13 protein-coding genes are annotated in these 13919 nt (G+C 43.8%); 5 read left to right on the top strand and 8 right to left on the bottom strand.

What is annotated here, in order from left to right; genetic code table 11:
- Positions 1-116 precede the first annotated feature (116 nt).
- The 3 genes from U5K35_RS06035 to U5K35_RS06025 are packed head-to-tail and all read right to left on the bottom strand — an operon-like array spanning position 117 to position 2541.
- Positions 117-1433, bottom strand: a complete 1317-nt coding sequence (locus tag U5K35_RS06035; RefSeq protein ID WP_322570581.1) for a dicarboxylate/amino acid:cation symporter — start codon at positions 1431-1433, stop codon at positions 117-119.
- Positions 1430-2281 carry a DUF92 domain-containing protein gene (locus tag U5K35_RS06030; RefSeq protein WP_322570580.1) on the bottom strand — a complete coding sequence of 284 codons (852 nt, stop codon included), beginning with the start codon at positions 2279-2281 and terminating at the stop codon, positions 1430-1432. Before U5K35_RS06030 ends, U5K35_RS06035 begins: the two co-directional genes overlap by 4 nt.
- A 5-nt stretch (positions 2282-2286) precedes the next feature.
- Positions 2287-2541, bottom strand: coding sequence for a DUF3098 domain-containing protein (locus tag U5K35_RS06025; RefSeq protein WP_322570579.1), 255 nt, complete (start codon positions 2539-2541; stop codon positions 2287-2289).
- 194 nt (positions 2542-2735) lie between these two features.
- Between U5K35_RS06025 and U5K35_RS06020 the strand changes: the two genes are divergently transcribed.
- The 5 genes from U5K35_RS06020 (at position 2736) to U5K35_RS06000 (ending at position 9381) form a co-directional block, all read left to right on the top strand.
- Positions 2736-3344 carry a Maf family protein gene (locus U5K35_RS06020; RefSeq protein WP_322570578.1) on the top strand — a complete coding sequence of 203 codons (609 nt, stop codon included), beginning with the start codon at positions 2736-2738 and terminating at the stop codon, positions 3342-3344.
- The gene (locus U5K35_RS06015) at positions 3344-5242 is read left to right on the top strand and encodes a tetratricopeptide repeat protein (RefSeq protein ID WP_322570577.1); all 1899 of its coding nucleotides are present in this window, start codon (positions 3344-3346) and stop codon (positions 5240-5242) included. The genes U5K35_RS06020 and U5K35_RS06015 overlap by 1 nt, the downstream gene beginning before the upstream one ends.
- Complete coding sequence (locus U5K35_RS06010; RefSeq protein ID WP_322570576.1) at positions 5242-6516, top strand: asparagine synthetase B; 1275 nt, start codon at positions 5242-5244, stop codon at positions 6514-6516. The genes U5K35_RS06015 and U5K35_RS06010 overlap by 1 nt, the downstream gene beginning before the upstream one ends.
- A 697-nt stretch (positions 6517-7213) precedes the next feature.
- Positions 7214-7996, top strand: a complete 783-nt coding sequence (mazG, locus tag U5K35_RS06005) for a nucleoside triphosphate pyrophosphohydrolase (protein WP_322570575.1) — start codon at positions 7214-7216, stop codon at positions 7994-7996.
- A 215-nt stretch (positions 7997-8211) separates the two neighbouring features.
- On the top strand, positions 8212-9381 hold the full coding sequence (locus tag U5K35_RS06000) for a citrate/2-methylcitrate synthase (protein WP_322570574.1): 1170 nt from the start codon (positions 8212-8214) through the stop codon (positions 9379-9381).
- A gap of 310 nt (positions 9382-9691) precedes the next feature.
- Here the strand turns inward: U5K35_RS06000 and ald are convergent, their stop codons facing one another.
- The 5 genes from ald to folD form a co-directional block, all read right to left on the bottom strand.
- On the bottom strand, positions 9692-10804 hold the full coding sequence (gene ald / locus U5K35_RS05995) for an alanine dehydrogenase (protein WP_322570573.1): 1113 nt from the start codon (positions 10802-10804) through the stop codon (positions 9692-9694).
- 334 nt (positions 10805-11138) lie between these two features.
- Positions 11139-11423, bottom strand: a complete 285-nt coding sequence (locus U5K35_RS05990) for a hypothetical protein (RefSeq protein ID WP_322570572.1) — start codon at positions 11421-11423, stop codon at positions 11139-11141.
- 94 nt (positions 11424-11517) lie between these two features.
- Positions 11518-12252, bottom strand: coding sequence for a tRNA pseudouridine(38-40) synthase TruA (truA, locus tag U5K35_RS05985; RefSeq protein ID WP_322570571.1), 735 nt, complete (start codon positions 12250-12252; stop codon positions 11518-11520).
- Between the two features lie 16 nt (positions 12253-12268).
- Positions 12269-13009, bottom strand: a complete 741-nt coding sequence (locus tag U5K35_RS05980; RefSeq protein ID WP_322570570.1) for a hypothetical protein — start codon at positions 13007-13009, stop codon at positions 12269-12271.
- 16 nt (positions 13010-13025) lie between these two features.
- Positions 13026-13916, bottom strand: a complete 891-nt coding sequence (gene folD / locus U5K35_RS05975) for a bifunctional methylenetetrahydrofolate dehydrogenase/methenyltetrahydrofolate cyclohydrolase FolD (protein ID WP_322570569.1) — start codon at positions 13914-13916, stop codon at positions 13026-13028.
- Between the last annotated feature and the right edge of the window lie 3 nt (positions 13917-13919).

Raw genomic sequence — 13919 nt, 5'->3', positions numbered from 1 at the left:
CTCCTATCTGAAGAACTAAACCGATCAAAGTAAGATTCAGTCCCTAAAATGCTTTCCAAGGAATAATTATTGCCTGTCAATTGTAAAAACTTCCATCGGTCTGAGCACTTCAATTATCAGGGGTTAATCTCTTCATCATCAAAATGCAGGGCTCCCAATTTCCCCTCTGTGTGTGCTACGGCAACCGCGACCGCCGCATCACCCGTCACATTAACAGCCGTTCGAACCATATCCAGAATACGATCAACCCCAAGAATAAGAGCAATACCCTCTATAGGAACCTGAATGGTTTGAAGTACAATGACCAGCATTATAATTCCGGCTCCGGGAACTCCCGCTGCACCGATCGATGCCAGTGTTGCCGTCAGTACAATGGTGAGCTGCTGTGCTATGGACAAATCCATACCTAAAGCCTGTGCAATAAATACGGCTGCCACTGCCTGGTAAAGACTGGTTCCGTCCATGTTGATTGTTGCACCTACCGGCAGTACAAAACTGGAGACCTCTTCATCAACACCGAGATTTTTTTCAACCCGCTCCATGGTAACCGGAAGCGTAGCAGCACTCGAACTGGTACTGAAGCCCAGAAGAACGGCCGGCTGTATCGCCTTGAAAAAATCTCTCAGCCTCATTTTACTGAATATTTTAAAGAGACTTGAGTAAACAATCATCACGTGCAGAAACAGTCCGATGACCACTGCCAGTGTATACCATCCAAGTGCGCTCAGCAACGTTAGAGCCTGACTTAAATCGTCACCGGCCAGATCAACAATCACAACGGCCATGAGTGCGAAAACCCCATAAGGTGCCGTCTTCATTATCAGATCCACGATCTTGATGATCACATCATTCAGCGACTCGAAAACGTTAATAAGCACCTGCCCTTTTTGAACTGGAATATTCACAATACCGATACCTATCAAAATGGCAATGAAAACCACCTGCAGCATATTTGAGTTATCGGAGGCGGCTTCAAAAAAGTTTTCCGGAACAATATCAACAAAGAAATCCAAAGGGCTACGATCCAAAAGCTCCCGGGCAGCTTCATCACGCCCTTCCACGGATCCCCCATAACTCTCCATCAAAGTTGTTCGTGTTTCTTCGGGGAGCGCTTTTCCCGGCTGCATAATGTTTACAACACCAAGGCCGATTGTAATGGCAAGCGTGGTTGTCACCAAATAAATACCGATTGTTTTTCCACCCATTCTGGAAAGCTGCGACATGTCATTGAGATTGGAAACACCCACCACAAGTGAAGCGAGTACAAGCGGAACTGCAATCAATTTGAGAAGTGTGATAAATATATCACCGAAGGGTCGGATGTAGTTACTGGTAAACTCGTTTAACCCGACTACACTTGAGAACAGACCCCAGATAAGTCCCAGAATCATCCCAATGATAATTTGCCAATGCAGTTTTTTGTACCACTTCATAGAGTCATTATTTTAAACGTTATTAGTGTAATTAAACCACCAATTCCGGTGGCAAGCCAATTTACCAAACAGTTTTTCAGCATGGCATCCCGCCCAACGATTCTTTCCGATTTAAAGAGTTGAACATTTTTGGTTTGAAAAATTGCGCCCATATAAGAATCGGCGACAGATCCCACAAAACCGGCAACTGCAACTACAACAGCAACATTAAGATCGTAGGGATCGGGCATGATCAACAGCAATGATGCAACCGCCATACTTCCTACGGCAGAAGCCAGTGTTCCTGCAAAGCTGATACCTCCGTCTGTTCCCGGCTCAACTTTTTTGAATGTTGTTATAAGGCGTGTTCCCCCTTTTTTTCTGGTGCCCATTTCCGTTGCCCAGGTGTCTGCAGTAGCGGCCGCTATTGTTCCATACACGGCAAGCAAGAGAAAATCCATTTCGAACTGAAACCAGGCCAGACAAAAAACTGCCACCCAAAATCCATTGCCCCAAACCTGATAACCGTCCCTCCTGCTATTGTGATACGGGTCATCCGATCGGAGAGGAACGGATCTATTAACATTTCCATCCAGTCGCTTATTCCGTGTAATCAGGCTGCTGCTTAGAAAAAAGAATATTAAAGCCAGCGCGGGCCAAATCCCGCCAAAACCGAATGTTATGGTGCCTAAAATAATGACTGCCTTTGTAGCATCGAGTGTGATCCAATTCAGGAAAAAAGCCAGGTAAGCAATAATTAACGACAAGCCCAATCCGATGAGGATCAACAAATGTTCGTTCAATTTTCCTTCCAACACGAAAAGAAAAATGGCGATGATCCAGAAAAGATAGTTTATGAGCCTGTCCAAAACAGTTACGAGGTTGATTTAGTTGATGACTCTTCGAGCTTGTGGTCACGCTTGAGAATCGCATAAATCACAACAATGTAACCGGACAGTATTACAACGGGAGAAAAGTAAAGAGAAATGATACCATACACCTCGTTTTCAAGTCTCATTGCTGTAAAACCGACAACGATCAGCAGTACTCCCAACCCGATCAACTTATAGTTTAAGGGTGTGAATAGCATCGGTTTGGTATCTTTCTTATTTCGCTGCCTTGCAGACATACTGACAATTTATTTAGTGATCGTTTTTTCGAATGATCCGGAACTTAATGTAAGTAAACACTTTTTCTATATTCTATGCGAATTTGAAAATATCGGATATCAAAAAAGGAATACTTTCAATAAGCTCAATCGATGTTTAAGTTATTCAAATATCGGAAACCTGAAAAATGTTCTTTCACAGAGATTTATAAAAAATGAAAATCATATTGGCATCTGCCAGTCCCAGACGCGCTCAGCTACTTAAACAGATCAATCTATCATTTACCGTATCTCCTTCCCACATTGAAGAGATAATGGATGAGAACCTCTCTCCTGTCCGGTTGGTTGAATCCCTGGCTCAGCAAAAAGGTGAGTCTGTACTTTCCGATCATCCCGACTCCTTTATTATAGCGGCAGACACTATTGTAACAATAAACGGCAAGTATCTGGGCAAACCAACTGACGAAAATGATGCCGAAGCGATGCTTCAAAATCTCAGCACACGAACCCATGAAGTTTACAGCGGTGTGTATCTTGCATTGACAAACGAAAAGGGGAAAACGTTAAACAGCCGTACATTCTCTGAAGAGACGAAAGTTACGTTCGGAGCGTTAGAAGAATCAGAAATACGGAAATATGTAGCAACGGGGAGTCCGATGGATAAAGCCGGCTCCTATGGAATCCAGGATGATTTTGGCGCCGTGTTTGTTAAGCAAATTCACGGTGACTATAATAACGTTGTCGGTTTTCCACTGCACGCTTTCTACCAACAGGTGAAACACCATTTTCCAAAAATTTTCAGCCAACTGTTTAATCACTCCTGATGTTTAAAAAAGGAATCCCACTCATACTGTTCATTTTTCTGGTACTGGCTGATCTGTCCTTTTCTCAAAGCAGGGATTTTCAAACTGCAAACCGGTTGATGCAGCAACAGAACTATGAACAGGCCATTCCAATACTGAGTGATCTTCACGATCAAAATCCATCATCTTTCGTCTTTTTTGACCGGTTAGTTGAAGCGTTGATCCAAACCAGTGAGCTGGATCGGGCCGAGGATATTGTCCGAAAACAAATTGATCGCGGTTACGTGACCCTGCAGGCCAGGGGAATACTTGGAGAGATATTGCATTTAAAGGGTCAAAAGGATGAAGCACTGGAGGTTTGGCAGAATGCACTTGATAGCTCAAATGGAAATATACAGGCCCACTATATCATCGCATCATCTATGAACAATCGCCGGGAATACGATGAGGCGATTCGTACTTACAGGGAAGCGCGTGATCTGCTCAACAATCAGAATCTTTTCCTGAATGAGCTTGCCAATACCTACATGCAGGCCGGACGATTTGATGAATCAGTGAATGAGTATTTTCAGTTAATTCTGGAATCTCCTCGACAAATGGCCATAGTTCAGCAACGATTTTTTCAGATGAGGGATCAGCAACTCTACGATATCGCTTCCTTTGAACTTGAAGATTTAATGCTTGATCTGTCAACAACGCATGAGGCGTACTCTTCACTTTATCAGCTACTTTCCTGGCTGTTGCTGGAAACCGAACAGTATGAACGAGCCTACAATTTTGCGCGCTATTATGAAGAGCAGACATCGCATACAGTCTACTCTCTCTTCTCTATGGGTAACCGTTTTCTTTCAGCAAAACAATTTCAGTATGCTGAAAACGCCTATAAATTCTATAAAGAGAGCACAAATTTAAGCACCCGTTATCGCTCATATGACGAACTCAGCAATACATACCTGCAGTGGGCCAATTATGCAGAACAGAACAATTTAGCTCCACCCGATTCCATCCGAACGCTTTATCAAAAATCCTACAGTAACGCTGAAGAACTGATTGAACAAAACGCTGAGTATGAGCAGGCCGACCGGGTTCTTTCCAGGCTGGTTGAACTCTCTTTAGATGTTTTTAAAAATCGCGACAATGCAGGCCGGTGGTTTCAGACGTTGCAGGATATATCCGGTTCCGATGATCCATACGCTCTTTACACGGAAGGCCGGATTGCCATTTTTGATGAAAATTTTAGTTCAGCGCGGCAACATCTGGCAAGAGCAGATCGTGCAACCGATGAATCCAATCTTTCCGAGAAAGTACGCTACTTCTCTGCCCTGTCCGATTTTTTTGCCGGTGACTCTGAATTTGCTGAAATACAGCTTCGATCTTTAGAGAGGCGAAACGATTCCTTTTACGCCAATGATGCCGTACAGCTGCGCATGTGGATTCAAAACGGAATGAGGGCCGATTCAACCGGTTCTGTTCTAAATACTCTTGGCGATGGAGTTTACGCTCTGCATACGGGAAATTATGAACAGGCTCTGGATCAGCTCTCTCCTCTTTTACAGAATTCAAGAGCCGTTCTTACTGATGATTTAACGGTAGAACTTTCCACTGCTCTGCCTGTAGAATACAGTACACTTAAGCTTCATCTGATTAACAAACAGATCGATTCCAACTCCGGATCTCCCCTTCTCGAGCGCCTGATGTGGGACCGCGCTCTTCTTGTTGAACAGATTGTTCAGGGCAGAATTGTTATAGGCGCTGACCGTGCAGCGGAAGAGACGTATTTCGATTCTGATGTTAAAACAGAATTCACCCGGGCGGATGCCGAAGAGTTTTTTGAAGAGATCATTCTATCATTCCCCAACGGATTTTATGCATCATTCGCACGCGAAAAATTGCAACAGTTTCAAACCGAGTATTTGTAATGAAGTATTTAAGTATTCCACTGCTGGCATGTCTGTTAATTGGTTTCAGTTTCATGGAAACCACCGCACAAAATCGTGTTCTTATCCCTATGGATGGAACACAAACAAACCATCTGAAAGCATATGGAGTTATTTTCAATCATTTGGGTGAAGGGGAAACCGGTCAATGGCTGCTCAACTACAAAGGCGGAAGTTTTCTAACTACAGAAAGTCATGATATTGTAAGAAAGAGCCGGATCAGAAATGTAAAAATTGAAATTATATCTGAATCTCAGGCATCGCAAATCATCAGCGAGGTGGAAAACCCCGGAGTGAATATGGCCGCTGTAAATCTTGAAGCTGCTCCGAATATTGCCGTTTATACTCCCCCCGGTTCCCTTCCTTGGGACGATGCTGTTACACTTGTGCTCGACTATGCTGAAATTCCATATGATACGGTCTATGACCGAGAAGTACTCTCCGGCGAACTGAGTGAATACGACTGGCTGCACCTGCATCATGAAGATTTCACAGGTCAGTTTGGAAAATTCTGGAGCATGTATCGAAATGCACCGTGGTATATCAACCAGGTTCAGGAGAAGCGGACTCTAGCCGAAGAGCTAGGCTATGAAAAGGTGAGCCATCTCAAACTCGATATTGTTCACGGCATACGAGAATTTGTAGGCAATGGCGGGTTTATGTTTGCCATGTGTTCGGCCACCGACACCTTCGACATCGCCCTCGCTTCAGAAGGATTGGACATTATCCCGACAGAAATAGACGGTGATCCTATCACACCGGATGTAAACAACCGGCTTGACTTCGATCGAACCTTCACTTTCGAGAATTTCAGCGCCATTACCGATCCTTACGAATACGAGCACTCCTCGATAGATATTGAGGTGGATTTGAACAGAATCAGTGAAAGCCTCGACTATTTTACGCTCTTTGATTTCTCCGCGAAGTGGGATCCTGTCCCCACAATGCTGACTCAAAATCACGTAAACAGTATTCGCGGTTTTTACGGACAGGCAACCGCGTTTCAGAAAGATAAAATTAAGAGCAGTTCCGTCATTCTTGCTGAGTCGCCCGGACGCGATCAGGTGAAGTACATACATGGAAACTATGGTACCGGTACTTTTACGTTTTATGGCGGACACGACCCGGAAGACTACACACACCGTGTTGGCGATCCTCCGACAGACCTAAACCTGCACACCAACAGCCCCGGTTACCGGTTGATTCTGAACAATATCCTTTTCCCCGCTGCCGAGAAGAAGAAAAAACAGACGTAGTTCAAGTCTCAGGCAGCATGTCTCAGGATTCAACCCTCGTCTGCCGAATTCCGGCGTGCATTTCGACGGTTCGTCCTGACGAGTTAACAGGCTTCAGGCATCTACAACCTGAAGCTTGTGGCCAGAAACCTGCATCTTATTGTCTGTAAAATGCAGCGGAGCTGCAGGGCTGTCGTCGCCGGAGCGGAGCACCGGGACGAGGAGAGTTATTTCACACAAAATCACCCACCGTCAATTCGAGTACCTAATTTTGCCAAATCCGGTGCAACACTATTTCGAAGGTAACAGAATGAATCTCCCCTTGAGGGGAGTACGGCTTTAGCCGGGAGGGGTGTTTGATGCACAATTTGAAGCTTTTCCTATTCTGTCACTGGTAGCCTTTCGAAAACACCGGGCTCGGGGCCTTTCTAAGGTTCGTGCAATGAATTGATATGCTTTTTGGAACTCTGGAGACTATGGTTGAAGTCCTCACAAAGACGTACTTTTTTTCTCAGTGAGTACTTAGTGCCCATTGTGAAAACCTTCGTGTTCGTAGTGGTTAGAAATACCTGGCTTCAGGCACAATCAGCCGTTTCACCTTTCACTTTTGCCTTTTCACATACCATGTAAAACCCAAACCGCATTACATTTATCAAGCCAATCTTTCTATCTTCCATCACACTGAAAAACTGAAAACTGACACACTGTAATCTGACTCATGAAGCCCTCCCGAAAATTTGAAGATCTTGTCGAGCTTATTTCCATACTACGTAAAGAGTGTCCCTGGGATCGCAAACAGACTCACCACTCCATCAAAGACAATTTGATTGAAGAAGCTTACGAAGCGGTTGAAGCTATCGACAACAATGATATGGAAGAGCTCAGAAAAGAGCTGGGAGATCTGCTTCTTCATGTCGTTTTTCAAACCAAAATGGCTTCAGAAACAGACCATTTTGAGATCGGAGATGTTATCTACAGTATATCGGAAAAACTGATTCGCCGGCATCCCCATGTATTCGGAGACACTGTTGCAGAAGAGGAAAATCAGGTTGCGGCAAACTGGGAAGCCATCAAACTAAAAGAAGGCAGGGAGTCCATCCTGGACGGTGTTCCCAAGCACCTGCCCGGTTTGATTCGCGCTCAGCGTATGCAGGAAAAAGCGGCGAACGTTGGTTTTGACTGGGCGGAATGGAAGCTCGCCTGGAATAAGCTAAATGAGGAGATTGATGAATGGCGTGATGCTGTAGAGAATCAAACGGCGAAAGAGCAACAGGAAGAGTTCGGCGACTTGCTTTTTAGCCTGGTTAATGTGGGTCGGCTGATAGGGTTAAATGCGGAGGATGCCATCCGTGGGGCAAACAGAAAATTTATCCACAGATTTCAACACATCGAAAAAAGCTTGAAAGAGAATAACCGCTCAATTGTTGATGCATCATTGGAAGAGATGGATCAGCTTTGGGATGAAGCAAAGAATAATTCAAGAGATAAGAGCAACTCTTAACAGACTTTTACCTCTTAAGTTTCTTCTAAAAGCGCTTCTTTTTTTGTATTTTATTAGCATAAAAAAGAAAATTTCTGCGTGCCAAAGAAGATGACGCTCGCTGAACGATTTATATTCATTAAGTTTATCCATTCTAGGAGACACGTTCAGCTTTTCACGATGTGACATAACACGACCGCAGGGATAATAATGTTAATTAAAAATGACTACATATAATGGCGCAACATAATTTGGATAATATTGATACAAGCGAATATCCGCATATCAACAGGGGTTTAGACGGTATTGTTGCTTTTTCTACCACCAAAAGTTCTATTGACGGGCAAAAGGGTGAACTCATCTACTCAGGGTATAACATTGATGTACTTGCAGACAAAGCAACTTTCGAAGAGGTCTGCTTTCTGCTTTGGAACGACAGACTACCCAATAAAGCTGAACTGGAAGATCTAAAGAAAAAACTGATTGCTCAGCGCGAGCTGCCCAAACCGGTTCTCGACTATATTACTTCTACCAATAAGGATGCAGAACCCATGGCTGTTTTAAGAACAGCTGTTTCCATGCTTGCAGATTTCGAAACCGAAAAAACAGGTGACAAGTCTAAAGACAATCGGAATCATGCCATCGCCATGACTGCACAGATCCCAACCATCATTGCGGCTTTCGACAGAGCCCGGAGAGGTGAAGAGATTGTTTCTCCCCTTAAGGAAGGAAGTACAGCATTCAACTTTCTATACATGCTCAACGGTAAAGAGCCGGGCGAGGCAGCTGAACAGACTATGGATCTCTGTCTTGTTCTTCATGCAGAGCACGGAATGAACGCCTCAACGTTTACGGCCAGAACCATCTGTGCTACCGAATCAGATATGTTCTCAGCTGTTACCGGTGCGATCGGCGCACTGAAAGGTCCGCTGCACGGTGGTGCGAATACCGCTGTGATGAATACACTCCTTGAACTTGAAAAAGATGGCGAAAAAGCGGATGCCGTTGCTTTCACCAAGAAGAAACTTGCGAACAAGGAGAAGATGATGGGCTTTGGTCACAGAGTTTACAAGACCTTTGATCCACGTGCCGTTCACCTCAGAAAAATGTCGAAAAAACTTTCTGAAGAGACCGGACACGAGAAACTCTACGAATGGTCTGAAGACATGTTGAAAACCATGAAAGAAGAGAAAAACATTGATCCAAATGTGGATTTCTTCTCAGCTTCGGTTTATTACTCTATCGGTATTCAACCCGATCTTTTTACATGTATTTTCACTATGAGTCGTGTTTCAGGCTGGTCTGCTCACTATATCGAACAGTCAGAAAATAACCGACTGGTTCGACCAAGAGCACTCTACATCGGTGAAAAGAATCTTGAATGGACTCCTGTTGAAGAAAGATAGGCTTTCGTTCATATACTAATCTATTGAAGCCCTGTTGGATATTATCTGACAGGGCTTTTTTATGTTAATGTCAATTCGATATAAAGTCATTGAATTTGTCCATATGAGAAGTCCCCTCCTTTCCTGTTTTGTTTTGATACATAGGTAACAGTTGTTCAAGAACATGGGTAACACTATAAAACAAAGAAGGAAGGGAGACACTTTTTCCAAATTCTTATCTCGAACTCACATTATATTAGGCAAACAAAAAAACCCGGGTCAAATTATATGAACCGGGTTTTTAATTAAAAGCTTAAGAATGTGCGATTTATTACATCACTTCTTCAACTGGAGTGTATTCCATATCAAAAGCGTCTGCAACATATTCGTAGACAATTTTACCGTCTGCAATATTGAGCCCCATCTTCAGTTCGGAATCATCATTCAGGGCTTTTTTCCACCCCTTATTTGCAATCTGAACAGCATACGGAAGCGTAACATTGGTCAGTCCCATAGTGGATGTGTACGGTACCGCTCCGGGCATATTGGCTACACAGTAATGTACCACATCATCAACTTCATAGATCGGATCATCATGAGTAGTTGCCTTCGATGTTTCAAAGCATCCGCCCTGGTCAATAGCAACATCTACCATCACGGTGCCGGGCCGCATAAGCTTGAGCATATCTCTGCTGATCAGGCTAGGAGCTTTTGCACCGGGTATGAGCACTGCACCAATAATAAGATCGGTTGTTGGAAGCAGATTTCGAATAGCCCCCTCTGAGGAGAACTGAGTATCAATATTTTTGGGAAGAACTTCGTCCAGATATCGTAATCTGTTGATGTTGATATCCAGGATGGTTGTATTGGCTCCCATTCCTGCAGCTATTCTTGCTGCATTTACACCAACAATACCGCCACCGAGAACAATTACATTGGCAGGCTTCACACCGGGAATTCCACCCATCAGTACACCGCGTCCACCAAATGTTTTTTCCAGGTACTTGGCTCCTTCCTGAGCCGCCATACGTCCGGCAACCTCACTCATAGGAACCAGTAGTGGAAGTGATCCGTCAGATTTTTCAACGGTTTCGTAGGCAATGGCAATGCACTTCGATTTTTGAACCGCCTCGGTCAGTTCACGGCTCGCCGCGAAATGAAAATAGGTGAAGATGATCTGTCCCTCACGCATGCGGGGATACTCCTCCTTAATCGGCTCTTTCACTTTCATAATCATTTCGGCTCGTTTCCAAACCTCTTCAACATCATCGACGATGGTAGCGCCGTTTTTTTCATACATGTCATCGGTAAAACCACTTCCAAGTCCTGCTCCTTTTTCAATAAGGACTTCGTGCCCTTTATTTTTCAATTGAAGAACTCCGCCAGGTTGTAGAGAAACACGATTTTCGAGAGTTTTTATCTCTTTAGGTACTCCAATAATCATTTTATCGTTTTTTTTATTTAGTGTTTGTAAGAAAACTCATAGTGTCCTAAGAAAACGTCAAGATCAAGGCGCGCGAAGGTCAAAAAAGCGGAGTGTACTATGTGTACATGAGCATTTTTTGAACAAGCGCCCTCTTTTTTCCCGCGAAGCGATACGCAGAGATTGTCGTTTACTTAGAGACACTATTTAGTCTTTAAAACAGTCGCTTCAAAGGTAGGAAACTTTCTGCAAAAGACGAGGGGAAATCGTGTAAAAGCAAGCAAAAGAAAACAATTGGGATTGGAAACCGAAACATATTGTCCGGCATAGAGATCTTCAGATCGAGCTGAGTATCTTACCCTGCTGAATTCCTCTTTTTTTGAATTAGTTTAGCCCTTTTTATTCCGTCTGATGTTAATTCTACATGACCGTATAAAAAAGGCCCGCCAATTGTGGAAAGAATGATGAGATTTTTATCGCTGAGATATTCCAGATAGTTCTTTATCTCCCTGCGATCCAGGCGAAGTGATTTGTTTAGCTCTTCTACTTCAATCCGACCTATTTCTTTCTCTTCAGAGATTTGAAATGCCTCTAACAGAATACTGTCCAAAGTAGAATTAAAGCTGGAGCCAATTAACATACATTGATTTTGGTTAATCGTAACGCACCTAAAATGGACTTCTGATCTTATTGAATCGTTAAATCAATGTTATCAATTTGTTAACAAGAGGATTTCAGGTATAGTGAACTCGTGTAAGGATAAGCCCGGCGGCTGGTGCAGAAAAAGCTTTTTGACGTACTTCCTCACCGGTCAGGAATCGATCGAACTCGTTTATATTGATTTTTCCGGCAGAGACCTTAATCATACCACCAACCAGTCGGCGCACCATATGTCGTAAAAAACGATTGCCTTCAATCTCGTAAAACCATAACCCGTCCTTTTCTCTCCATCTGCTTTCCGTAATTGAACAGATCGTTGTGCCGTACTCCTCATCATTGGGTATACAAAAATTGATAAAATCATGCTCTCCCTGAATTTTATCCGCACACTCATGTAACAAATCGATATTCGGTTCAAAGAAATAACTCCAGACCAAATTTCGATTAAGTGCAACCGGTTTTGTAGAAACCTGATATTGATATGCTCTTTGTACTGCATGAAATCGCGCATGAAAATCCTGGTCAACCTCTTCCATCCCCTTCAAAACAACATCCCCAGGCAGCAATCCCTTCATTGCCTGTTCGATTTTTTTGATCGTGAAGCGATCAGGCAGATCCACGTGTGCTGTTTGAGCTAAAGCATGAACACCTGCATCTGTACGACCCTGGCCAATGATATTGATCTCTTCTTGATAGAACTTACTAAACGCATCTTCAATTACACCTTCCACCGTGCGGACATCCGGCTGCCTCTGCCACCCTTTAAAGTCTGTGCCCTCGAACTCAAATGTGAGTTTGTATCGCTTCATATTGAGACGCCGGGTTTTAAAAACGTATTGTGATTTGTGCGGCAGCCCCTGAAATATCTGAATAACGATTATCTATCATAATAGGGAGAATGGCCAATTCAGTTCTGCTTTGAGGTGTTGATTCAATTTCATTTCGAACCCGGTTATAAGCACTAATCGCACTTATGATTCGATTTACCACCATAATCCCCGCCAATGCAGGAATTTGACTCCGGATTCGATCTGAATCAGACCTCATTTCGCTATATCTGTTTCTGGCATCAGAGTCCGGCCAGTTCCATCTGTTGTTTGGAGTGTCTTCTATTAAGCGATTCCAGTTACGCGTACGAAGCTGATAGTCATTGTAATCTTCAAGCGAGTTAAAATCGGCCACAGCCAGTCGAAAAGAGCGATCTCTGGAAGATAGATCAACTCCGGCATTGAGATTGGCAAACGTTATGTAATCATTTTCGATTCGGTTCGCACGGATATTAAATCCAAATATCGATCCAATTAATGCCGCGTCTGCTCCCACATGCACGGCTCCACGGGTATTGTGTTGGTTCCCCGCATAGAAATGTCCCCACCCGGGAAGAACCAGTGATCGAACAAACGCAGCTGAGGGTGATTTTTGACTATTGTTTTGAAACTCATTGGTTGAAATTTCTTGCAGGGTTTGAGAACCTGCACTCTGTGCCGAAACCGTAGCCATTCCCGCTACTGAATAAAACAGTAAGAATATCAGAGTAATGGATATCAGACGAGGCAGATCAAACATAAAGTCCTTTAAGTGATCAATCCGGATAGATCGATTTTTTAGCAGCCAGAAGCGTATTCTTCATCAGCATGGCAACGGTCATAGGGCCTACACCCCCTGGAACCGGTGTAATCCAGCTTGCTTTATCTTTCAAACTTTCAAAATCACAGTCGCCGGTTAATTTATAACCTCTGTCGTTGGTCTCGTCGGCCACTCGATTTATTCCTACATCGATAACTACAGCTCCCTCCTTCACCATCTCGGCTTTTATCAGATTCGGCTGACCTGCGGCTACAACTAAAATATCAGCCGCAATAGTATGCTGAGTGATATCTTTGGTAAACTTATGGCAGATAGTAGTGGTTGCTTTACCGGCTGAATTCTCGCGGGAAAGCATGATAGACATCGGAGTTCCCACAATATTACTGGCTCCCACAACTACGGCGTGTTTTCCTTTTGTAGGAATGCTGTAGTACTTAAACAGCTCAAAAATTCCGGCCGGCGTACAGGACTTGAATGTCGGTTGATCAAGCGTCAACCGTCCAACGTTCATCGGGTGAAATCCATCCACATCCTTCCGGTGATCGATACTTTCAATAACAGCATGGGATGAAAGGTGCGACGGCAGAGGAAGCTGAACCAAAATTCCGTCAATAGAATCATCATCGTTAAAACCTTGAATCACAGACTTCAGCTCTTTTGCGGAAACCGTATCGGGTAAGTGAGTAGTATCCGTATCAATCCCCACTTCTTTGCAGGAACGGGTTTTCGCGCGGATATAAGTTGAGGAAGCCGGATCATTTCCAACCTGAAGAACTTTCAAAAAAGGCCGGCGATTGCCCGCGCTCACCCAGTTATCAACATCTTCCCTGATCTGTTCTTTCAGTTCTGATGCTACCTTTTTCCCGTCAATTAATTTTGCTGACATAAT

It is taken from the genome of Rhodohalobacter sp., assembly GCF_034521535.1.
Classification (GTDB): Bacteria; Bacteroidota; Rhodothermia; order Balneolales; family Balneolaceae; genus Rhodohalobacter.
This window is presented reverse-complemented; position numbering and strand designations above follow the sequence as displayed.